General features: G+C 45.8%; 17 protein-coding genes and 1 pseudogene. 10 read left to right on the forward strand and 8 right to left on the reverse strand.

What is annotated here, in order from left to right:
• Nucleotides 1-85: 85 nt before the first annotated feature.
• Nucleotides 86-3,295 carry an efflux RND transporter permease subunit gene (locus IFO66_RS07095; protein WP_192024463.1) on the forward strand — a complete coding sequence of 1,070 codons (3,210 nt, stop codon included), beginning with the start codon at nucleotides 86-88 and terminating at the stop codon, nucleotides 3,293-3,295.
• 141 nt (nucleotides 3,296-3,436) lie between these two features.
• On the opposite strand, the gene IFO66_RS07100 is transcribed toward IFO66_RS07095, so the two are convergent.
• A complete protein-coding gene (locus IFO66_RS07100) occupies nucleotides 3,437-4,468 on the reverse strand; it encodes a hypothetical protein (protein WP_192024464.1) in 1,032 nt (343 codons plus the stop codon).
• Between the two features lie 231 nt (nucleotides 4,469-4,699).
• Here IFO66_RS07100 and IFO66_RS07105 point away from each other — a divergent pair, with 231 nt between their 5' ends.
• The 3 genes from IFO66_RS07105 to IFO66_RS07115 all read left to right on the forward strand — a co-directional run bounded on the left by IFO66_RS07105 (nucleotide 4,700) and on the right by IFO66_RS07115 (nucleotide 7,443).
• Complete coding sequence (locus IFO66_RS07105) at nucleotides 4,700-5,695, forward strand: helix-turn-helix transcriptional regulator (RefSeq protein WP_192024465.1); 996 nt, start codon at nucleotides 4,700-4,702, stop codon at nucleotides 5,693-5,695.
• 130 nt (nucleotides 5,696-5,825) lie between these two features.
• Nucleotides 5,826-6,506 (forward strand): AlkZ-related protein, encoded by a 681-nt coding sequence (locus IFO66_RS07110; RefSeq protein WP_192024466.1) that lies wholly within the window; start codon nucleotides 5,826-5,828, stop codon nucleotides 6,504-6,506.
• 34 nt (nucleotides 6,507-6,540) lie between these two features.
• Nucleotides 6,541-7,443: a prenyltransferase/squalene oxidase repeat-containing protein gene (locus IFO66_RS07115; RefSeq protein WP_192024467.1), complete on the forward strand. Its 903-nt coding sequence runs from the start codon at nucleotides 6,541-6,543 to the stop codon at nucleotides 7,441-7,443.
• On the opposite strand, the gene IFO66_RS07120 is transcribed toward IFO66_RS07115, so the two are convergent.
• Entirely contained in the window at nucleotides 7,436-8,068 is a 633-nt protein-coding gene (locus IFO66_RS07120) for a LysE/ArgO family amino acid transporter (RefSeq protein ID WP_192024468.1), read from the reverse strand. The genes IFO66_RS07115 and IFO66_RS07120 overlap by 8 nt on opposite strands.
• 169 nt (nucleotides 8,069-8,237) lie before the next feature.
• Between IFO66_RS07120 and IFO66_RS07125 the strand changes: the two are divergent.
• The 4 genes and pseudogenes from IFO66_RS07125 (at nucleotide 8,238) to serS (ending at nucleotide 14,895) form a co-directional block, all read left to right on the forward strand.
• Nucleotides 8,238-9,734 (forward strand): annotated as a pseudogene (locus tag IFO66_RS07125) (aminotransferase-like domain-containing protein).
• 209 nt (nucleotides 9,735-9,943) lie between these two features.
• Nucleotides 9,944-11,239, forward strand: coding sequence for an NCS2 family permease (locus tag IFO66_RS07130; protein ID WP_028593944.1), 1,296 nt, complete (start codon nucleotides 9,944-9,946; stop codon nucleotides 11,237-11,239).
• Nucleotides 11,240-11,555: 316 nt separating this feature from the next.
• A complete protein-coding gene (locus tag IFO66_RS07135; protein ID WP_225445563.1) occupies nucleotides 11,556-13,316 on the forward strand; it encodes a methyl-accepting chemotaxis protein in 1,761 nt (586 codons plus the stop codon).
• A 289-nt stretch (nucleotides 13,317-13,605) separates the two neighbouring features.
• Nucleotides 13,606-14,895 carry a serine--tRNA ligase gene (gene serS / locus IFO66_RS07140; protein WP_192024469.1) on the forward strand — a complete coding sequence of 430 codons (1,290 nt, stop codon included), beginning with the start codon at nucleotides 13,606-13,608 and terminating at the stop codon, nucleotides 14,893-14,895.
• 431 nt (nucleotides 14,896-15,326) lie between these two features.
• Here the strand turns inward: serS and IFO66_RS07145 are convergent, their stop codons facing one another.
• Entirely contained in the window at nucleotides 15,327-15,668 is a 342-nt protein-coding gene (locus IFO66_RS07145; protein ID WP_028593941.1) for an antibiotic biosynthesis monooxygenase family protein, read from the reverse strand.
• Between the two features lie 354 nt (nucleotides 15,669-16,022).
• Here IFO66_RS07145 and IFO66_RS07150 point away from each other — a divergent pair, with 354 nt between their 5' ends.
• Nucleotides 16,023-17,444: an amino acid permease gene (locus tag IFO66_RS07150; RefSeq protein ID WP_192024470.1), complete on the forward strand. Its 1,422-nt coding sequence runs from the start codon at nucleotides 16,023-16,025 to the stop codon at nucleotides 17,442-17,444.
• Nucleotides 17,445-17,576: 132 nt separating this feature from the next.
• On the opposite strand, the gene IFO66_RS07155 is transcribed toward IFO66_RS07150, so the two are convergent.
• Together IFO66_RS07155 and IFO66_RS07160 are read right to left on the reverse strand one after the other, a co-directional pair.
• Entirely contained in the window at nucleotides 17,577-19,073 is a 1,497-nt protein-coding gene (locus IFO66_RS07155; RefSeq protein WP_192024471.1) for a HAMP domain-containing sensor histidine kinase, read from the reverse strand.
• Nucleotides 19,066-19,779 (reverse strand): response regulator transcription factor, encoded by a 714-nt coding sequence (locus tag IFO66_RS07160; RefSeq protein WP_192024472.1) that lies wholly within the window; start codon nucleotides 19,777-19,779, stop codon nucleotides 19,066-19,068. The genes IFO66_RS07155 and IFO66_RS07160 overlap by 8 nt, the downstream gene beginning before the upstream one ends.
• 141 nt (nucleotides 19,780-19,920) lie before the next feature.
• On the opposite strand from IFO66_RS07160, the gene IFO66_RS07165 reads away from it, so the two are divergent.
• Nucleotides 19,921-20,649: a hypothetical protein gene (locus IFO66_RS07165; RefSeq protein ID WP_192024473.1), complete on the forward strand. Its 729-nt coding sequence runs from the start codon at nucleotides 19,921-19,923 to the stop codon at nucleotides 20,647-20,649.
• Between the two features lie 124 nt (nucleotides 20,650-20,773).
• On the opposite strand, the gene IFO66_RS07170 is transcribed toward IFO66_RS07165, so the two are convergent.
• Genes IFO66_RS07170 through ssuD form a run of 3 tightly spaced genes read right to left on the reverse strand, consistent with a single transcriptional unit; the run spans nucleotide 20,774 to nucleotide 23,539 of the window.
• On the reverse strand, nucleotides 20,774-21,547 hold the full coding sequence (locus IFO66_RS07170) for an ATP-binding cassette domain-containing protein (RefSeq protein WP_192024474.1): 774 nt from the start codon (nucleotides 21,545-21,547) through the stop codon (nucleotides 20,774-20,776).
• On the reverse strand, nucleotides 21,544-22,350 hold the full coding sequence (gene ssuC / locus IFO66_RS07175) for an aliphatic sulfonate ABC transporter permease SsuC (protein WP_192024674.1): 807 nt from the start codon (nucleotides 22,348-22,350) through the stop codon (nucleotides 21,544-21,546). The genes IFO66_RS07170 and ssuC overlap by 4 nt, the downstream gene beginning before the upstream one ends.
• Nucleotides 22,343-23,539 carry an FMNH2-dependent alkanesulfonate monooxygenase gene (gene ssuD, locus IFO66_RS07180; RefSeq protein ID WP_192024475.1) on the reverse strand — a complete coding sequence of 399 codons (1,197 nt, stop codon included), beginning with the start codon at nucleotides 23,537-23,539 and terminating at the stop codon, nucleotides 22,343-22,345. The genes ssuC and ssuD overlap by 8 nt, the downstream gene beginning before the upstream one ends.
• Nucleotides 23,540-23,541 lie beyond the last annotated feature (2 nt).

Here is a 23,541-nt window from a genome sequence, read left to right on the forward strand (position 1 = left end):
CTCTATACGTTGCCCGTATATCTGTTATTGATATCATGCCATGACAGAGCAGGGAAGAGAGCAAAATAGGAGTGGAGGAGAGACGTTGAATAGTATTATTAATTTTTCTTTGAAAAACAAATTTGCGTTATGGCTAATCACGATTATTGTAGTCGTGTCTGGTCTGTACTCAGGAACGCAAATGAAGATGGAGACGCTGCCGGATATTACAACACCTGTGGTAACGGTAACGACCGTTTATCCAGGTGCTGCTCCACAGGAAGTGGCTGATGAAGTTACCAAGCCAATTGAGCAGCGGATACAGAACTTGCCGGGGGTCGATAGTGTTGATTCCTCCTCGTTCCAGAATGCATCTGCGATAACGATTATGTATGATTTCGATACCGATATGGAGAAGGCAGAAGCAGAAGTGAAGAGCATTATGGCTGAACTTAGCTTGCCTGAAGGCGTGCAGTCTCCGAAAGTATCTCGTATGAGCTTCAGTGCGTTCCCTGTTATAACGTTGAGTGCAGCGAATGACAAGCAGTCGCTTGCAGAGCTGACGAAGCAAGTAGAAGAAGAAATTGTACCTAAGCTTGAGGGTGTAGATGGCGTTGCTAGCATCCAAGTTTCCGGTCAACAAGTCGATGAAGTACAGCTGACGTTCAAAGACGATCAGATGAAGAAATATGGCTTGCAAGAGGATACGGTTCGTGGACTGCTGCAAGCATCTAACTTGCGTTTCCCGTTGGGCTTGTACCAATTCGGGGAGACTGAGCAGTCTGTTGTAGTTGATGGCAAGTTGACGACGCTAGAAGAGCTGCGCAATCTTGAAATTCCGTACAATCCGGCTGCTATGGGTGGTGCAGGAGCTGCTGGGCAGCAACCAGCAACGCCTGGAGCTGGAATGGGAGCAATGCCAGGTGCAGCAGGGCAATCTGCTGCTGGCGCAGGAGCTCAGGCACTTCCACCTAGTGCACAAGGTCAAGCAGCTGCAAACATGAAGCTGCCGACGGTTAAGCTTAGTGAAGTAGCTGACATTAAACTGACAGGTCAAGCAGAGTCTGTATCCCGTACAAACGGTCAAGATGCTATCGGTATGCAGATTGTAAAAGCTGCTGACGCGAATACCGTTGAAGTTGTAAATGCAGTTAAGGCTGTCGTTGCAGACTTTGAAGCGAAGTATCCAGACTTAACGTTTATTTCTACATCTGATCAAGGCAAGCCAATTGAAGATTCCGTGCACACGATGTTAAGCAAAGCCTTGTTCGGTGCAGGTTTCGCCATGCTTATTATTTTGCTGTTCTTGCGAAACCTTCGTACAACACTGATATCGGTTGTATCGATTCCGTTGTCCTTGCTTATTGCGGTTCTTTTATTGCATCAAATGGATATTACGCTCAATATTATGACACTTGGCGCGATGACGGTCGCAATTGGACGCGTTGTCGATGACTCTATCGTTGTCGTTGAAAATATTTACCGTCGTATGTCCTTGAAGCAAGAGAAGCTTAAAGGATTCGATCTTATTCGTGAAGCGACGAAAGAAATGTTTATGCCGATCTTGTCTTCCACGATTGTAACGATTGCGGTATTCCTTCCGCTTGGCCTTGTTTCGGGAATGGTCGGTGAAATGTTCTTGCCATTTGGCTTGACGATCGTATTTGCATTGCTTGCATCTCTAGTTGTTGCAATCACGATCGTGCCAATGATGGCGCATCAAATGTTTAAGAACGGGATTAACGACAAGCATCAGCATCATGAGGATAATCCAGGCCGTCTTGCTTTGGCGTATAAGCGTACACTGCAATGGTCTTTGAATCACAAAGTAGTTACATCGCTAATTGCGGTGGCATTGTTGGTTGGTAGCTTACTGCTTACACCATTCGTTGGCGTCAGCTTCCTGCCTGCTGAAGAGCAGAAGATGATTATTGCAACGTTCAATCCAGAAGCGGGCCAAACGCTGGAAGATGTGAAAAAGACATCAACAATGGCAGAAGAGTATTTCCAAGCTAGTGAATATGTAGATGTTGTGCAGTATTCAGTAGGTAGTGAGAATCCAATGAGCCCAGGGGCTAGCAATCAGGCGCTGTTCTTCATCAGCTATAATCCAGATACGCCTAATTTCACAGCGTTGAAAGAGCAGGTTATCACTGATTTGCAAGCGAAAACGCCAAAAGGCGAGTGGGGTCAAATGGACTTTGCTACAGGTGGATTCAGCGGCAATGATATGAAGATGTACGTGTTCGGCGACAGCATGGAGAAAATGAAGCCGGTTGTTACTGAGCTTGAAGAGCGTATGTCTAAAGTTGAAGGCTTGAAGGATGTTGAATCCAGCTTGTCTGATGCATACGATGAATATACATTGACGATCGATCATAAGAAATTAAGTCAATACGGCTTAACATCTGCTCAAGTCGGCATGGAGCTTAGCCAACAGCGAGAGCGCCCAGTGTTGACGACGGTTGAGAAAGATGGCGAAGAACTGAATGTTTACTTGCAAGTGAAAGAAAAGAAAGCTAACTCTATCGATGATTTGTTGAATCGAGAGCTTACAACTCCACTTGGCACAAAAGTGAAAGTGAAGGATGTTGTTGAGTTAAACGAAGGTTCGACATCCGATACAATTACGCGTAAAAACGGTCGCCTCGTTCTAGACGTGAGCGGTAAAATTACAGGCACAAATGTAGCAGAAGTCTCTGCTGCAGTACAAAAAGAAATCGATGCGATGAAACTTCCTGTAGGCGTAGAAATTTCTACGGGTGGGGTAACGGCTGATATCGAAGAGTCGTTCAAACAGCTTGGTATCGCAATGCTTGCGGCAATCGCAATCGTATACTTGGTACTTGTGATTACATTTGGCGGCGGTCTAGCACCGTTTGCAATCTTGTTCTCCTTGCCGTTCACGATTATTGGTGCAATTGTAGCGCTGTTTATTGCAGGAGAGACGATCAGCGTATCGGCACTTATCGGTATGTTGATGCTCATCGGTATCGTTGTAACGAATGCGATCGTATTGATCGACCGCGTTATTCAAAAGGAAGAGGAAGGCTATTCCGTTCGTGAAGCATTGCTTGAAGCAGCAACGACACGTCTTCGTCCGATCTTGATGACGGCTATCGCGACAATTGGTGCACTAATTCCGCTAGCGATCGGCATGGAAGGCAGCGGCGTTATTTCCCGTGGTCTTGGCGTAACGGTTATCGGTGGATTGACGAGCTCTACCTTGCTTACGTTGCTAGTCGTTCCAATCGTGTATGAGGCAGTTAGCAAAATTAGCCGTAAAGGGTCGAAGAAGAAGGCTAAGGCTGCTTAAGCTACTAGATAAATCCCGTTATGCTCGTGATTGATAGCATATCTTAAAAATGTAAAGAGGGTTGTTCCCCATGGTGGGAACAACCCTTTTTTATCGTATCGTTTGTAAATGTTCGTTAGGGTATGCCTCATGCTGAAGTCGTTATTTAAATGTCTCTTTATAAAGCTTGCTATAGTCTTCATCCCAAAACTTATTCATATACGGTAGAAACTTTCCATCGCTATCTAAAATGGCATCTTTATGCTGTGCAATTAACTCTACATATTTGACTAGCAGGCTGCCGCTTCTTGTTTCTCCGTACTTTTCGATTAGGTTTGCATACGTCTTCTTCATTTTAGGGTGAAGCTTCCCTGTCTTTTTATCGGTGACATCATCCCAATTTCGATTGAAAAATTGCCACAGGTAGCCATGGTGTAAATCTTTTAGCTCTTTCAGGTGACGGCTTTTAGGTGTTTTTTGTATATGTTGGTCAATGACATGAGCGCGTTTCATTAGCGTTTCGTAGGGTGGTTTTTTGTTATCGTCAAAAATATAATAAAGCTCTTTGTTGCTGAGGGCTGTATATTGAAGGTAGAAGGCTGTATCTTTGTTGAATGCAGAGCGATAGGCGTTTTGGATCGCTTCATAGTCAACGTGGTAGAAGTAGAGGGTACCGTCATATTTTAGCTTTAGCTTGCCCTTTTGTTGAAGGAGTAGCCATTTCTTGAACGACTTATCTTTAATTTTATCGAACTTATTTAGTTTGCTGCCGAGCTTCTTAAGTTGGGCGTGTAGTTTGGGATTTGCAATGATTTCATTTAGCTGGCCAATGACTTGTTCAACGTGATTTTCATAGTATTTTTCTAAAATGAGAAGCATTTCTGTGGCTTGCTCTGGTTTTACTTTGTGAATATGTTTATCCATGTACGCAATTAGTTCATATGCGGATTTAGCCTTGCTGGCTAGTTTTTTCATGTTCACGATGACATTTTTGTGCTTGGATGATTTGGTGGGTGTCGGTTTGTTGTTGGTCTCTTGAGTGGTTAATACGAGAGAGTCAGTCCTCGCTTCAGATGATTGTGATTGCAGAGAGGTGTTGGAAGCAAAAGCGGGTGTACTGCTTCCTAAGCTTCCTGTTGATAGCAAAGCGGCTGCGCTTATAACGAGCGTTACTTTCATGAGCTTATTTTTCATGTGATTCACTTGCCTTTCCTGTGGATTGTGAAGTTGCGTGTATAGAATAGATCAGAATAGGGTTGAGAATGTTACGAATTTCTTAGCGAAATCGATTTACATGGATACAATTGGGTTTCAATTTGGTAACAGAAAGTTTAGGGATTTACATGCCGTTCAAAAATTGGTGACACACAAGCTGTCACTAATAGGTTGTTATACTAAGGGCAATTGGGGATCGGAGGTACAGTCATGAAGCGCAGTGACCGCTTGACCGCTATCGTGATGGCGTTGCAGCAGCAAGCAGAAACAGCCCAGTCGCTCGCTGACAAATTCGAGGTGTCCAAACGGACGATTTTGCGTGACATGCAGACGCTTAGTGAAATGGGAATACCGTTATATGGCGAGAGTGGTCCGCATGGCGGTTATCGACTCATGGAAGGATACAACTTGCCCCCACTTGCGTTGAGTGAAGAAGAGGCACTGTTGACACTAGTTGCGCTGCAAGGGATGACTCAATTAGCAGACTCGCCTTTCAATGCGGAGCGCTGGACGGTTATAGATAAGATAAAGCATGCACTGACACCCACCTATCGTTCGCAACTGCATACGAAGTTGAATAAGATGGAACTGTTTATGCCTAAGCGGAGTTACCGGACACCTCATTTGACTCAACTGTTGGAAGCTGCTGTAGAAGGACATGCGATAGAGGCATTTTACCGTTCTATACGTCACGAGCGGTGGCTGAAGCTATTACCACAGCGGGTGTATACTGCTAATGGCTTTTGGTACTGTGAAGCGTACTCTTTTACACATGGTGAATCACGTTCGTTCCGAGTCGATCGCGTTACGGAGCTGCGACTGTTGGGCAATCAAGCAGTGGCTTATGCTATGGATGCTCAGCAAAGAGATTCATATCAAGTAGCACGAGGCCAAGATTTATCGGCAAAGGTGGAGCGAGACGTATTCCAACCACACACGGAACGTGTACGAATCGTGGCTCGACTTACATACCGCGGTGTTCGGCTGGTTGAACAAGACGAGCACCTAGGTGAGAAGGTTCATCTATGTGGTGATGATGAATGGGAACTGGATGCCGAGCTTCCGAGGTCAGAATGGCAATGGGTCGTGGAATGGTTTTACCGGCTGGGCATGGATGCTGAAGTGTTGGAACCTCTTGAACTGCGAGAAGAGGTTGCGAAGTTGGCCGCTCAAGTGTATGCCCGTTATGAAGGGAAGTCTAATTGACGATACAGGATAATAAGGGCACGTATGGTTCCCAGCAATGTTGGGCGAATGACTGGAATGCCCTCGCTACATGAGTTGCAAATACACATGTACATGTGTATCGATTCATTTCTATAGGAGGCCCGTAAGCATGAAACAAGAACCTATTTGTACGTATGATGAAGCGGTTGAAGTGATACGCGAAGTTGGTATTTTGCCATTGGCGAAGCTAATACCGAACCATCCTTCTCTGGATGTAATTACACCTAGTGAGCAGTGGCATACGGATGAAGATAATGATCCGTGGCGTTGGAGAGTTCGCTTTCCTAGTGATGGGAGTGCCGCGTATGGCAAGTTTCTGAAGAAAAAGTCAGTACTCGTATCTGCTGATCTTGTATCTGCACTTAGGGCGCTAATTGGAAGCGAGCAGTCTGTGGAGGAACGTTACGCGGGTGGTCAATTATCTCGCGAGGCGAAGGAATTGTATGCCATCATTGAAGCCAATCCTGGCATCGAGACACGCTCGCTTCGGGCTGAGGCTGGAATGAAGGCGCAGGATAAGAAAAAAGATTTTGATCGAGGTCTTTTGGAGCTTCAGAGCACAATGGATATTGTCATTTCAGGTGTAAAAGAAGAGCGGGATGATATCGGTGAGCGAAAAGGTGGCTGGCGCAATACTTCCTTTGAGACGTTGGGGGATTGGATGCGCGGTATCGGTTTGGCAGAGGAACAACTGACTCGTGACGAAGCACAGGCTAAGCTGGAAGAACGGTTGTTTTCTGTATGCGAACCTGAAGCGATTAAGGCATTCCGTAAAGCTTTGAATTTATAGTAAGCTTGAATGAAATAGGGGAGGGAATAGGGGAATGACAGGACAGAAGAGTGTAGAAGCGTTAGGACAAGCAAAGCTATTTATATACCGACAGGCGCGGCTTCTCGACAGGAGGAGATACGAATTTCATTTTGAACAGGGCAGTCCAGAACAGGTCATTGCAGCCTTACGGGCGTATCAAAATGAGGATGGTGGCTTCGGGCAGGCGCTGGAGCCGGATATTCGTTGTCCGCATAGTCAGCCTGTTCCTGTAGAAATAGCGCTTAGACTGATGGATGAAATCGGATATGTCGATACTTCGATTATGGATGGGATTGGCCGTTATTTGCGAGGCATCGTGCGTCCTGAAGGAGGATTTCCGTTAGCGACACTAGCGGTGAATAATTATCCGCACGCTCCATGGTGGTATAGGGAAGAAGATCAATTGCCGTCCTTGAACCCAACGGGCAACATCATCGGCTTGTTGTACAAATTGGCGGAGCATCATGCTTTTCAGGAAGAGGAATGGTTCCAATCTTCTGTTGCATACATGTGGCGTCAGTTGGATGATTTGAATCCGTATGATTATCATGATATTGTACAAGCTGCAACTTTCTTGGAGCATGCTCCTGATTCTGAGCAAGTACAAGAGTATCGCGTATGGTTGGACGAACTCATTAAACGGCCGGGCATTATCGAGCTTGATCCGCAGGCCGAGGGCTATGTGCATAAAGTGCTCGACTGGGCTCCTGCACCCAATTATCCAGCAGCGAAGCTGGTAACGTCAGAACATATAAGCCTTCACTTGGATCATTTACTGACCGAGCAGCAGGCGGACGGTGGTTGGCCGATTCGCTGGGAAGCGGTTAGTCCGGCCTGCGAGTTGGAGTGGCGCGGTAGTATTACCATAGACAGACTGCTTACTTTACAGGCTTACGGGAGACTGGAGCTTAGCTAATTAAGCCCCTGAGTAACGTAATGAGCATATAGCAGGCAATTCCCCATATCGTAATGGCAGAAATGCGATTAAATACAGCAATTAACTTACCTGAGGTGTCGGCGGTGCGCAGCATTCGTCCAGCGGCCGCCAAGCCGAGGAACCATAACCATGAGATGCCGATTGCGGCTAACGTAAATGCCCACTTTCGTTCATCCTCGTACTGTAACGAGCTTGTTCCGATGACCCCGATCGTATCCAAAATGGCATGCGGATTAAATATAGAAACAGAAGCTGCGAACAACATTTGTTTGCGGCCTGTTAGTGCTGTTTTCCCCCGATTCTCGACCGTGGTTTGAGTTCCAGCAGATTTCCATAGACTGTACCCAATAAAGAGCATGAATACAAATCCCACCCCGTACAATATCTGCTTTAACCAGTCCCATTGAAAAATAATAAGCGACACCCCTTGTACAGCAAGCAGGATAAGCAGCGTATCGCAAAATGCAGCGGTTAGCACAGCAGGCAATGCCTGCTTAAATTGTGGTTGTATCGCTCCTTGGTTGAAAATAAATACATTTTGCACACCTAGCGGCAAAATAAGTCCGAAAGCAAGCAAAATACCATGAATGAATGCTTCTACCATGTTGTTTCCTCCTGTACGTATGTATAGCACCAAGCTAGTTGCTGTATCTAATCATATCGAATGGTTGGGCATATGCACCCAACCATTCGGTTGAACATGCTGCCAACCAAATTTATAATAAGCACAAATAGGTGAAGGAATATCATTCCAAATAAGGTGAGCGTGTCAAATGAACAACTTATCACAATGGCGGCCGAATATGAATGATTCGGTACCGCTTTACCAGCAAATTGAATCTTATATTATCGGAAAAATAAAGAGCGGTGAATGGACATAGGGTATGAAGCTTCCTTCGCAGCGGGTGCTGGCTAAGCAGTTGGATGTTAACCGAAGTACAATTGTCGCAGCGATGGACAGACTTGTATCTACAGGAGTGCTAGAAGGAAACAGTGGAGGAGGAACACGAGTAGCTGTTGTTGGAGAGGAAGAGCTGACTCTGTATGACAGCCAAGGTGATCAACTAGTATCATTCCCCCGCAGACATTGGAACGGTTACGTGGAAGATGGTATCCATTATCCGAACTTACCGCTTGTACAGACGATAAATAAGATGGAATTCGTACCTCACATGATTCGACTGGGAACGGGGGAGCTTTCACCGAGCCTGCTACCAGAGCATACTATGAGGCATTTATTTTCTGAAATAGCATCTTCCGTGGATACAGTACCGCTCAGTTATGAAGAGCCGTTGGGTTCTTTGCAACTGCGTCGTCAATTATGTCTGGAAATGGAGCAGCGAGGCATTAACGCTTCACCTTCCAATGTGCTCGTTGTATCGGGGGCTTTGCAAGCCTTTCAGCTTATATCAGCAGGATTATTAGAGCGACAATCGACGATACTATTGGAGAAGCCTTCTTATTTATATTCCATCCACGCGTTTCAATCGGCAGGCATTCGTCTGGCGGGTGTCCCTATGGATAGCGAAGGATTGCAAATTTCTGCGCTGACCCGCTTGAAGCAGCTGCGTCAAGCTGTGCTGCTCTACACGAATCCGACCTATCACAATCCAACTGGAATGGTGATGAGTGAAGCGCGGCGAACGCGATTGTTGCAGGTGTGCGGACAGATTGGACTGCCCATTTTAGAGGATGGCGCATACGAAGAATTATGGCTTGATCATCAACCGCCTACTTCGTTAAAAGCGAGAGATACAAGTGGGCAAGTGCTTTATGTTGGCACGCTGTCCAAAACAGTCAGTCCTGGCTTGAGAATCGGCTGGATCGTAGGATCCGAGCGAGTGATAGAACGGTTAGCAGATATTAAAATGCAGACGGATTATGGCTCCAGCTCCGTGTCGCAGCTTATGGCGTACCATTGGCTTCAATCTGGTTCTCATCAGCGTCATATGGAACAACTGCGTGAACATTTACGTGTTCGAAGAGATGTGATGTTGGAACTGCTGTCGCAGGAGTGGCATGACATTGCAACTTGGCAACAGCCGACTGGCGGGTTCTACATATGGGTAACCATGAAAGGGACATTTCCACTACACAAGCTGTTCGAGCAGGCGCTTTCGGCGGGCATATTACTGAATATCGGTACACTTTATGATCGTGGATCTAGCAGGCAATTACGCCTGTCGTATGCCTATGCTTCTATTAAGGAAATGAAATTTGCGATGGGTAAGTTGGCACAGCTCATTCGCATACAGGGGTGGAAGTCGTAAGCGAGGTAGATGAGGTGGAGGATAAATGTGACAGTTATTTGTTTAATGTTCGTGTTTTGCTCATCTATGTCTATAAATAAGGCATTTCATCCAATTGGAAATATTAAAAACCGAACAAATTTAGTTTTTTAATTGACATTAGATCGTATATAGGGTAGCATGCATTAAGTATTCCAAGTGTTATTATTGAAAGGGGCAGCAAAATCCGTATGTTGCAGAAATGGTTCAAACTACAGGAAAACGGAACGAATGTCCGCACAGAAGTTACCGCAGGTATGACAACGTTTTTAACGATGGTTTACATCGTTGTCGTCAATCCAGCTATCCTATCATCCGCAGGGGTACCTTTTCAGCAGGTGTTCACAGCGACGGTTATTTCCGCGATTATCGGAACGTTGTTAATGGGCTTGCTTGCTAATCACCCAATTGCGATCGCGCCAGGCATGGGCATGAATGCTTACTTTGCTTCTGTCGTTGCTTCACAAGGTGTAACGTACCAAGTTGTATTCGGCGCAGTATTTTTGGCTGCTATATTATTCGTCATTTTGACGTTCACGAAGCTGCGTGAGATGTTAATCGCAGCGATTCCGCCAGCATTGAAGTTCGGTATTACGGCGGGAATAGGATTGTTTATCGCGTTTCTAGGCTTGAAATCTTCGGGTATCGTTGTTCCGAATGAAGCGACGATGGTTGGATTCGGAGATCTGCATCAACCTGTTACGATCTTGACGTTGTTAGGTCTACTTGTGACCTTGATCTTGATGGTTCGCAACGTGAAGGGTGCGTTGTTCGTCGGTATGGCTTTGACCGCGATCGTCGGCAGTTTTATGGGGCTGTTGAACTTTGATGCGGGCGTTGTATCTTTGCCGGCAGCACCTGTTTTGTTTGACCTGGATGTACAAGGTGTGTTCACACACGGTTTGTACACCGTTGTATTTGCTTTCTTGCTTGTAACGATTTTCGATACAACAGGTACGATGATCGGTGTTGCTGAGCAAGCAGGTATTATGAAGGATGGCAAGCTACCGCGCACGAAACAGGCGCTTATGGCAGATGCGTTCGCAACGACAGCTGGTTCGGTTATGGGTACAACTCCATGTACAGCGTATATCGAGTCCTCCGCAGGTGTAGCAGCAGGTGGACGTACAGGCTTGACTACCGTTGTGGTCGCGATCATGTTCGGGGTATCCTTGTTCTTCGCTCCAGTTATTCAAGCGATTTCTGGGTTGCCAGCTATTACGGCACCGGCACTAATTATAGTTGGCTGCTTTATGATGGATGGCTTAGCGCGTATTAAGTGGAATCAATTCGATGAAGCATTCCCAGCATTCGCAATTATCGTGAGTATGCCATTGACGTCCAGCATTGCAACAGGTATCGCAATCGGATTTATTACGTATCCGGTGATGAAGTTGTTTAACGGTAAAGGACGCGAAGTGCATCCACTGCTTTATATTTTCGGTGTTATCTTTGCGCTGCAAATGGTTTATTTCCCAGCGCATTAATCCAGTCTTTCGAGTTTGAAGCGTGCTTTCCCAATGGGAAGGCACTTTTTTATGTTTTTGTTTCAAGTTGCTTCGATATGTTTAAGAAGATTAGGCCGCTTTAATGCTATAAGTATGCAAAAGTATTGCTGCACCTATTACAGGGCAGCTTTTTTTGCAGGTCGACTGTAAGGAGGAGTTTTAACCAAGAAGTAAAGAAAGTTCGAAAAGGTATTAATATTTGTCGAATAATGTCGATATATTACTATAAACCGAACATAAAAATAGGATGTTATAAGTAATGCAGGAATTTTATGTTTAGAAATGTGGAGGGGTTATGATGCGAGGCTTTATTTCCAAAAGTATCGTCGTGAAGTCTGCGTTAAGTATTTTTGCCCTTATTGTTACGCTTACCGGTATTCTTACTGGCTATAGTTATGTAGCGGAAAAAGGGATTTACTATAACGAGCTTACAGAATTACATAAGACATTAACAAAGCAAGTAGAAGTTGAATTAGAGGGAATCATTAACGCAGAAGCGAAGATGAACAAGCTTACACCCGAACAATATTTGAAAGACGAGGGTATCGTATGGATTAGTGAATCCCTCAATAGTATGGTTCGAGATGGCTTCATTAGCAACAGCTACTTGCTGCTACCAGAAGATACACAGCAAGATGGCAAGACGTACAAGCGTCTCCTTCATGCCAACACTGAATTTATTAAAGACAGCGGTGTTCATCCAGGGCAGTTATACATCCTACCCGAGGAATGGATGCAAACGGAGGATGAGCTGCTGCGGGAAGGATCGGCGATTAGCGATGTGTATCAGGATCTAGGCGGTCAATGGATTACGACGATGACGGCGCTTCGCAATGAGCAGCAAGAAGTGGTGGCCTTGTTTGCGGTCGATTTCAATTATGACACGATTGATGCCGAGCTAGACACTATCTTATGGAAGACAGCAGGCGTAGGTGTAGTTACGGGTTTGGGTATTATGGCGGTTATGATTTTGTTAATTCGTCGTACAGTAGCACCACTTAAGAAGCTAACTGAAATTTCACAACAAGCAGCACAAGGTGATCTGACAGTATCGGTATCGAATACATCCAAAGATGAAATTGGTCAGCTCGCACAGTCCTTTAATCAAATGGTTCAGGCTTTACGGAAAATTACGGCTGATGTAAGAGAGACAACCGAACAAGTTACGGTATCTGCAGAGCAGTTGGCGATTATCTCCGATCAAAATGCTCAATCTGCTCAGTATGTTGCAGCAGCGGTGGAGGAAGTGGCGACAGGTTCGAATACACATTTGGCAACCGTTGAAGACAGTAAGGTCGCGATGGAAGAAGTATCGATCGGGATTCAACGTATTGCAGAATCAGCGTTAATCGTATCGGAAATGAGCAGCGATGCTTCTGCGACAGTGGAGCAAGGCAGCGGCATGATCAAGCAGACAGTTGAACAGATGAATCGTATACAGGAGGCTGCGCAGCAGTCGTCGGAGCAAGCGAATCAATTAGCGGGACAATCGCAGCAAATTGAAGCTATTGTGTCATCGATTCAACAAATCGCAGGACAGACGAACTTGCTTGCCTTAAATGCTTCTATTGAAGCTGCGCGAGCGGGTGATCACGGCAGGGGCTTTGCTGTTGTCGCACAAGAGGTAAGAAAGTTAGCTGAACAAACAGGTCACGCTGCAGAACAAATTGGCGAACAACTCCAATCGATTATCGTTCGGACTAAAAAGTTATCGGTGACTATGGAGCGCAGCGCGGAAGAAACACAAATGGGAACCCTAATTGCACGAGATGCAGGTAAGCAGTTCCAGAGCCTTCACGAAGCGGTACAACGTGTTGCAGAGCATATTCAAGAAGTATCAGCAGCTTCAGAAGAGATGTCGGCTGGTACCGAGCAAATATCTGCTTCGATGAATGGCTTGGCCGCGATTGCCAAAGACTCAGCTGATAACGCACAAAGCATCGCTGCTTCTTCGGAGGAGCAGTTGGCGAGTGTGGAGGAAATGGCAAGTACAGCTGCCTGGTTGGGCAGCAAGATGAAAGATATGAATGCGGAAATGCAAAAATTCAAGCTCTAGACACACTTGATTTGTCTCAAGCAGATCTGTTATAATCTCACAAAATAAACACGACCATTCGCCAGTGAAGAGCATCCAACTCGGAGGCGTTTTCGTTAAGGGAGCTGACCTGTAGGGTACAGCATTCCCCTAAGTTAACCGGGCCCGCCCGTTATCGCGGAACCAAAGAGGATCGAACTGTATCAAGTTCGATCAAGTTGGGTGGCACCGCGAGCAGAGAGCTCCTCGTCCCATACGGATGAGGGCTCTTTTTGTTTTTTACACAACAAGAGAAGGAGTGTGCGGTGGTATGTTGGATCTGCAATGGTTACGGATGAATGCGAATGAGGTGCAGCAAGTAGCTGAGTTGAAAGGGATCGATATTGATATTGCTCAGTTGCTGGGCTTGGATGTACAAAGGAAGGAATTGCTGCAGCAGGTGGAGGTGCTGCGCCAGCAGCGCAATGAACAATCGAAGCAGATCGGTGCGCTTGTCCAAGGTGGGGATCATGCACAAGTTGAGTTGTTGAAGCAGCATGTGAGAGCGATGAATGATCGTTTATCGGTACTGGAGGAGCAGCTTGCCCAAGTGAGGCTTGTGTTAGATAAGGGGATGATGCTGGTCCCCAATATCGTATCGCCTGATACACCCCAAGGGCGCTCGGATGCGGACAATGTGGAGATGAAGCGGGTAGGAGAACCAGAAGCTCCAACGTTCAAGCTGCGAGACCATATCGAACTTGGTGAACTGCACGATATGATTGACATTCCACGAGGGGTTAAGACAGCGGGCACTCGTCATTATTATTTAAAAGGGGCAGGTGTCCTACTGCATAGGGCTGTCCAGCAGCTAGCACTTGATCTGCTTATGGAGCGCGGCTTTACACCGCTGGAGGTTCCACTTATGGCACGAACAGCTGCAATGATGAACACAGGCTTTTTCCCTACAGGAGAAGATCAGTCGTATGCAATCGTGGACGAGGATCAGTGGCTAGTGGGTACGTCGGAGGTGCCACTTGTTGCTTACTACAGCAATGAAATAGTAGATGTGAGTGAGCCGATTCGTTTGGCAGCCGTGTCGACTTGTTTCCGTAGTGAAGTAGGCTCGGCAGGTAAGGATGTGCACGGTCTATATCGAGTGCACCAATTTGCCAAAGTGGAACAGGTTGTTATTTGTGAGGCAGATCAGGCGTTAGCAGAGCAACTTCACCAGGAGATTACTGCGCATGCCGAGGAAATTTTGCGACTGTTAGAGCTTCCATATCGGATGATGGCTGTTTGCACGGGGGACATGTCGCAGAAGACGTACAAACAGTTCGATATTGAGACGTGGATGCCAAGTCGACAGGCATATGGAGAGACACATTCGTCGTCGAATTTGCTGGACTTCCAAGCAAGACGGTCGGGTATTCGCTATCGAGACACGGAGGGACGGCTGCGATATGCCTATACGTTGAACAATACGGCGGTTGCTACGCCACGCATCTTGATTCCGTTGTTAGAGAATCATCAGGATGAGGTTGGAGGCATACACATTCCACATGCTTTGCGCCCATATATGAATGGGGTAGCTTACTTGGCGCCGCAACAACAGTTTTGACGTTCGGCAGTTCAATCACTTGAGCGCATATAATATGATGACTTGGACAAAAGTGCAGTTATTTTCAGTCGAAACCATCATTTTGCGTTAGATAAGGACAAAAATGCAGTTATTTTTCTCGATTAGGCACTCTAGAGGGGTAAAGAGACAGAAATAAATGCATTTTTGACGTTAATCTCTCAAATAAGCCCATTTCAGATTAAATAACTGCCTAATTGTCCTAATGCATGATGAAATGGTTTCGTGTCATGACGAATATGCGCTAAAATGATAGCAATACACGGAAAGAGGCTGTCTTTTATAGGGCATGGTACTTTTAAAAAGTTAGTATAATCTAACCTTCTAAAAGTACTGTGCCTCATAGAGCAGCCTCTCTACCATTTCAAACGCGCTATTTTCAAATGCTGTGCAGCAAACTATGGATTACGCAATTAATGCTCAACCGCAGCTGTTTCCACCGCAGGGCCTTTGGAGGACTTCACATCATAGGTTGCGTGTGCAGAGCTGATTACATAGTCCGGCTTCGGTTTGCCACGGCTTTGGCGATGTCCTTCGATATGAGCTTCGCTCGTCTCCCAGCCTTTCCAAGCAGCTTCAGATTCCCAACGGATTAGCACGATAACTTCTTCGTCACCACGACGAACCCGCTTAACTAGAACGCTAAGATCGATAAATCCAGGAGAATGCTCGATAATGCCCGGTCCTGTAAAATGGTCTACAATTTGCTGGGAAAAGCCTTCTTTTACAACGATCGTCTTCGTCTCGATAAACATACGTACACACTCCCCGGTTATAATGACAACATATACCTATTATATTGATAATAATTATCAATTACAAGAGTGATAGATAGCCGTATCTTAATCAGCGAGAGCTATACCATCTGTCACCTTAAAATACCAATAAGAGGATAGTATTTCCGCTAGGGTTGTTGAAAAGGTAGGAGTATACTGAGAAAGGCACAACTTGTATATGTAATTCTATACATCACTTTTTGAAAATTTATGAAATGATGGAATGGACAATAGCGCTGCACCAATAGGTACAGTGTCATTCAACATGCACACAGGATACGCCAAACCAAATAACAACGTAGATTAACAGACAGAAAGGGAGCTTGGACATCAATGATTGACAATGAAGCAAGAAAGTTGCGATGGCATAACATCGCGCTTATGGCCTTCGTGTCCGTATGGGGATTCGGTAATGTCGTAAATAACTATGCGAACCAAGGCTTAAGTGTCATCACCTCGTGGATTCTCATTATCGCCTTATATTTTATACCTTATGCGCTAATGGTTGGACAGCTTGGTTCTACATTTAAGGATGGTAAAGGCGGCGTCAGCAGTTGGATTAAAGAAACGATGGGGGCTAACCTTGCTTATTTCGCAGCATGGACCTATTGGGTTGTACACATTCCTTATTTGGCTCAGAAGCCACAAGCGATTGTCATTGCGTTAGGTTGGGCTGCAACAGGAGAAGGAACGCTAGTAAAAGAGTTCTCTCCAGTAGCTTTGCAGACGATTACCTTGCTTATCTTCTTGTTCTTCTTGTGGATTGCTTCTCGCGGTATCTCTTCCTTGAAGCGTATCGGTACGATTGCAGGTATTTCGGTCTTTGTCATGTCTCTCTTGTACATTGCACTTGCTGTTACAGCGCCTATGCTGACAGGGGTTCAAGTCGCGACAGCAGATATGTCAGTATCATCCTTTATTCCAGAGTTCAACTTCGCTTACTTCACGACATTGTCTATGCTCGTGTTTGCAGTAGGTGGAGCGGAGAAAATATCTCCTTATGTAAATAACACACATAACCCGACGAAGGAATTCCCGCGCGGTATGCTCGTATTGGCGATCATGGTTGCGGTATGTGCGCTTCTCGGTTCATTTGCTATGGGTATGATGTTCGACTCGAATAATATCCCAGATGATCTGAAAATGAATGGTCAATACTATGCATTCCAAATTCTCGGGGAATACTATGGAATTGGCAATGTACTTATGATTATGTATGCATTAGCAAATACATTGGCGCAAATCTCTGCCTTGGCATTTTCCATCGATGCACCACTTAAAGTGTTGCTTTCTGACTCGGATGATCGTTATGTACCACGTTCGTTACTTAAGACGAATAAGCGTGGTACACCAGTGAATGGCTACATTATGACCGCGGTACTAGTTGGTATACTTATTATGGTGCCAGCATTCGGTATTGGTAACATGAATACATTGTTCAACTGGCTGCTAGATTTGAATTCCATCGTGATGCCGCTTCGTTACTTGTTCGTCTTCTTGGCGTTTATGGCATTGATGAAGCTGTCTGACAAGTTTATTTCGGAATATAAGTTTGTGAAAAATAATAAAGTTGGTTTCGCAATTGGATTGTGGTGCTTCGTGTTTACGGCATTCGCGTGCTTCATGGGGATGTTCCCGAAAGTACCTATGTTTACGAGTGAGTGGTACTTCCAATTCGGCCTGAATGTCGTAACGCCGTTTGCTTTGCTTGGTCTCGGTCTCATCTTACCAATGCTAGCAAGACGCAATCGCTAGTAATCGCAATGGATTAGCGTTATGGCTTTCTATTAGAGTACTGGATAAAGCCCTTGATTTCTCTTTTAAGAAGAGTTGATCAAGGGCTTGTTTGTATCGTACAGAAGCTTCTAACTTTAACATGTTGGCATATCACTGCTTAAGGAAACCCTTATTTCCAACGATCTTTCTCCGAATGCTTTTACCTACTACTGTCTGTGTAGTTTGTTTCGTTTGCTGCATGGGTAGCCATATATCAAATACCGTTTTTCCGACTACACTTTGCAGTTTGATTTCTCCGTTATGCTTCTCTACAATATGCTTTGCGATCGTAAGACCTAATCCTGTACCACCATCACTCTTACGAGCACGGTCGCCTCGCGAAAAAGCATCAAATATAGTAGGTCGCAGCTCTTCTGGAATGCCTACCCCATTATCCTCCACACGAATAAGTACCTCTAGGGGCATAACATCCAACACTATGGACACAGTTGTACCCGAAGGATTGTAATGAATCGCATTTGAAAGCAGGTTCGATACCGCTCGATACAGAAGTCTGCTATTTGCTGGGATGGACACGACTTTGCTTGGGATGAGATAGTTAAATACAAATTCTCGTTCTTCAAATAGGGGATAATACTCAGCTGCGATCTCTCTAATAAACTCAGATAAGTCCGTTTGCTCTAGCTCGCATGGATAATCGGAACTTTCCAATTTCGAAAGTTCGAAGAAATCGTCGATCAATTCCGAGACGCGTTGTGATTTCTGCAGCATCGTCGTCAGCACTTGCTGCCGTTTTTCTTCCGTTTCAATAAGGCCCATTTGGAGTGCTTGTGTATATCCTTGGATCGTCGTAATCGGTGTTCGTAAATCATGTGAAATACCAGTGAGCATCCGCTGTTTGCTTGCTTCCATTTCATGCTTCATCTGTTCAGCTTGCTCTAATTTCTCTGCCATCGTATTAAAATGATCTTGAATCTGCTGCAGCTCATAATCTCCTGAATACTGGAGCCGCTTGTCGTATTGTCCATCTACAATGCTGTGGAGGCCTTCTAAGATGGACTTGAGGGGGCGGGTAACTCGCTTTGAGGCCAAGCGTCCATATATGAATAGATTGACCGTAAATAGAATGAGTAGAAGCACTAGTCCAATAACTAGGGAAATGTGAAAATCTTCGTTCATTTCCTCTGCCACTTTGTGAAGGAGGGGCTCCTGTATGGCATATTCGGAAGAAACAAACACGACTGCCAACAGCTGATCGTTCGTACCTGGAACAGGAGAAGACGATACATAATAGGGCTTCGTCTTACTATCATAAAATAGCTTTTGCCACTGTATAGAATCGTATTGCAGAGGGCCTGCTTTTTTTTCACCAATGATATGGATAACTTGCCGCTTTGAATTTATAATTTCTACCCAGCCACCGAGAGATTGAATGAAGGAAGCTTTGATATGAGTGTAATCACTTTTTACGATTGCCTCAGCGCGTATGTTAGGAAACAACACTTCTTCAACGGGCCCGACTGCTCGGATAATGATGAAACCGAAGACAAGAACAGCGATACAAGTAATCGTAACTGAGAACCATATGTAATAGCTAAGTAGCCGTCGAAACAGCTTTGTGGCTTTCAGCTTCTTCGGTTTACGCATGCAGCTCATCTCGCTTTGCAAAGCGATAACCAAGCCCACGTACCGTCTTAATGTACACTGGATTTCTCGGTGTATCTTCCACTTTATCTCGCAATCGACTCATTTGGACCATAATCGTATTATCATCAGCCATATAATGCTCGCCCCATACTTGTTCGAAAATTTGTTTCTTCGTAAATACGCGCCCTGGCGCGCTCATCAGCATATGAAGCAGTTTATATTCAATTGCGCTTAAACTAATAAGCCTGCCTCGTTTCAATAACGAACAGGAATCATGATCAAGGGTTAGTTCACCAACGCGTGTAGGCAGCATAGAAGGTAGCGCTTCTTCTTCATTAAATGTATACGTTCTACGCAGTTGAGCTTGCACACGGGCAAGCACGACAAGCGGGTTGAATGGCTTGGCTACGAAATCGTCAGCCCCTAGGCCTAATCCAACAATTTTATCGCTGTCTTCACTTTTAGCAGATAGAAGAATGACAGGGAGCTTGTTCGTCAAGCGCAGCTCTGTTAGCAGTTGGAGACCATCCATCCGCGGCATCATAATATCGACAATGGCCAGATCGATGGTATGTTCTTGCAGCCGTTGCAGTGCTTCTTGACCGTCGTTTGCCGCGACAATTGTATAGGATTCCCGTTCTAGAAATAATTGCAGCATCTCGATAATTTCTGGCTCGTCATCGACGATTAAAATGGTGTGTGACATGTCATTCTCCTCCTTTCTCTCCTAGCGTACTGTAAATTCTCTTCATTCGGAACCCTTTTCCTCTTATGTAAGATTAATGTAAGAATAATGAAAGCTGACGGAAAGAAGAAGGAGGTACGATTAGTTGTAAGGAGTTGAGCAATGCTGAATGATCCAATGAAGGGGTGTGCAGGCATGGGGAAGGTTGACATGGGAACGTCACGAATTCATCCGATGGAAGCACTATATGAGCGCCTTGCATCATTGTTTGGTAGGAGAGGCGTAACTTCTTATCTTGCGTATGAGTTGGCGGTATATTATTATGCGCTGCTTTCTTGGGGTAAACGTTCTTTTGAGCGGGATTATGCGAAGTCATATACAGCACATAAGGAATCAGGCTGGCTGACGATGGTTTTGTTTGTCATTAAGCTTTTAATCTTGGAGGGTATCCTTGTTCATTTCTTTGTTGCAAAATGGTCTTCTGTATTTGCATGGATTATGTCCATTAGCAATGTATATATGATTATATGGCTTATCTCCGATTATCGAGCAATGAAGCTCAACCCAATTGGCGTATCTGCGCAAGGGGTGTGGATCCGATTGGGCAATCAGTTGCGGACATCTCTTTCGTTTGAACAGATCGAGTCGGTGGAGGTCGTTAACAATGTGGAGCTGTCTGGAGTAGAAGAGAAGAATTCCTTCATCCCGATTGGACTATCGACAAATGTTCACATTCGACTAAAAGAGGCGACTAGGGTCGGAATTATGCTAGGTGCTAATCGAACGGTGACAGATATTTATTTGACACTGGATGAGCCAAGGGCATTTGTTGAGGAGTGCCGTACCCGTTTGGAGAGTGTACAGTTAAGTGAATCGGGAGTTGTTTTATAGTAAGAGAAAGGGTATTTATGTTCAGAACACGTATTTGATGTGAGATTCAATACGATAACAAAAAGCCAGAAGGCAAGGGCGATCCCCTGACGCTTCAGGCTTTTTGCCTTACAAGGTATGTTCTTCAAATGGAATAGGAAGTCTGTCGTCTAGCAGCTCGATCTGATCGAGAATCGCGTTCCATAACACGGTCCAAGATGAGCTGTTCAAAATAGGCGAAGCCGCTATCCTTTTCCCGCGGGCGTGGAAGTGTAATGGCTACATCTAGTGCAATGGCGCCGTCTTTCATCAGCACGACGCGGTCCGCAAGAGCTACTGCTTCACTGACGTCATGAGTGACGAGGATGACAGAGAAGCGCTGCTTCTGCCACAGTCTCTCAATTAGGTCCTGCATGTCAATACGGGTCAAAGCATCAAGGGCTCCCAATGGCTCATCGAGCAGTAGTAGTCGTGGGTTACCAGCTAATGCACGTGCGAGCGCGACTCTTTGGCGCTGTCCACCAGATAGTGTACTTGGCCATACATGGGCTTTGTCTTCTAGGCCTACCATGCGTAATGCTGCTGCTGCATCGTCTGGATTGCCGCCGCGCACACCGATTCGTACATTGTCGATGACTTTTTTCCAAGGAAGTAGCCTAGCGTCTTGAAACAGCACTCTCGTATCGGGGTCGAGGCCTTGTATCGTTTTCCCATCTAGCAGCAGCGTTCCATCTGTTGATTCATCCAAACCAGCTACTAAGCGTAGCAGCGTGCTTTTGCCACAGCCACTTTTTCCTACGATGGCGATAAATTCTCCAGACTTGACCTGAAGGTTTAGTTCCTCCAGTACGGTTACATGATCGAACTGCTTCCATATTCCAGAAGCGGAGAGAGAAGAACCGAATACACCAGTACTCATGAGGATGTCACTCCTTTCTTGCCGGCCTGTTGTCCTTTTCCGTAATTCGGATGCCATTGCAAGAAAAGCCTTTCGCACAATTTAGCGATGGAATCAGACAGCTTGCCAAGCAGTGCATATAAAAGAATACTCAGGACAACGACATCCATCTGCATAAATTCACGAGCATTCATGGCCATATAGCCAATGCCTGAATCCGCCGATATCGTTTCTGCAACGATAAGGGTAATCCACATTGTACCGAGAGCGAAGCGAACCCCGACGAGAATGGAAGGTAGTGCACCCGGAAGAATGATATTGCGGAATAACGCCCAGCCGCGCAATCCATATACTTTGCCCATCTCAATCAAGCTCGGATCGACGCTGCGAATACCATGGAATGTATTCAGATAAATAGGAAATGCCACTCCGAGTGCGACGAGAAACAGCTTCGCTGCTTCATCAATGCCGAACCACAGGATGACGAGCGGAATGAGCGCGAGGTGGGGAATGTTGCGTACCATCTGAATCGATGTATCTGTCAGCTTCTCAGCCAATGGAACAATTCCATTTAGCAGACCAAGGCTAAAGCCGATGCTGCCGCCAATAGCGAAGCCGATTAGCGCGCGTCCTGTACTTGTTCCAATATAGTCAAACAGCATGCCATTGCCGATTAGGGTAATGAATGCCTCTATGACGGCGATAGGTGTAGGTAGGATGCGAGTAGATATCCATCCGAGCTGACCAAAAATTTGCCACAATAAAAGTAAAGTACTCGGCACGATCCATGCGATCCATGAGCGGGTCAGCCATCTTCTAAGCATGCTGTCGAGCTGTGTTCTTTGCATCGGAAGTCACCTCTTTCGTGGAACGGATAGCTGCATGGCTTGGTGGTCGGTCATTGGCGATGATTTCACCGAGAGGGCTGCTGGGATGCTGAGCGTTTTCGTGCTGTTGAGGTTGTCGAATCGGGAGAAGCGGGAAGAGCAATTCTGCAGTGCGATAAGCTTCTTCTAGATGCGGATAGCCGGATAAAATAAAGGTTTCGATACCTAGCTCTGCGTATTCTTTGATTCGAGTGGCAACGGTCTCGGGATCACCTACGAGCGCTGTTCCTGCACCGCCTCTTACAAGCCCAATTCCGGCCCACAAGTTTGGACTAATTTCTAATGACTCTCGGCTGCTGTGATGAAGCTGTGCCATCCGTCTCTGTCCTTCGGAGTCATAACGCGCGAATACTTTGCGGGCAGCAGCAATGGTAGAGTCATCGACATATTGAATGAGTTGATTTGCTGCGTCCCATGCTTCTTCATTTGTCTCACGTACGATGACGTGCAGGCGAATGCCAAAGCGCAGCGTTCTTCCTTGCTGGCCAGCAAGTTGGCGCACGTGTTCGATCTTCTCCTTTACTTGCTGAGGAGGTTCGCCCCAAGTTAAGTAGACGTCTACATGCTCGGCCGCCACCTGCTGCCCCGCAGATGATGAACCACCAAAGTATAAGGGTGGATAAGGAGTTTGAATCGTAGGATACAGGTTGCTGGCTCCATGAACTTGCAAATGCTTACCTTCAAAAGTGACTTCTTCATGGAGCAATGTTTTTCGCCAAATATGAAGAAACTCATCTGTCAGTTCGTAACGAGCATCATGATCAAGGAATACACCTTCACCAGCCAGTTCTACAGGATCACCGCCTGTCACGATGTTAATGAGTAGCCTACCACCAGAAATACGGTCGAAAGTGGAAGCCATACGAGCAGCTAAAGTCGGAGACATTAGCCCCGGGCGGAGGGCGACGAGAAACTTCAGCTTATTGGTGGAGGATATCAAGGCAGATGCTGTTACCCAAGCATCCTCACAGGACTTACCGGTAGGCAGCAGCACACCGCTGTAGCCTAATTGATCTGCTGCTTGCGCAATTTGCTTCATATAAGGAAAGTCGACTGCACGTGCGCCTTTTGTTGTACCTAAATATTTGCCATCACCATGCGTCGGAATAAACCAGAACATTTCCATAT

The sequence above is a fragment of the Paenibacillus arenosi genome, assembly GCF_014841135.1.
GTDB lineage: Bacteria > Bacillota > Bacilli > Paenibacillales > Paenibacillaceae > Paenibacillus_B > Paenibacillus_B arenosi.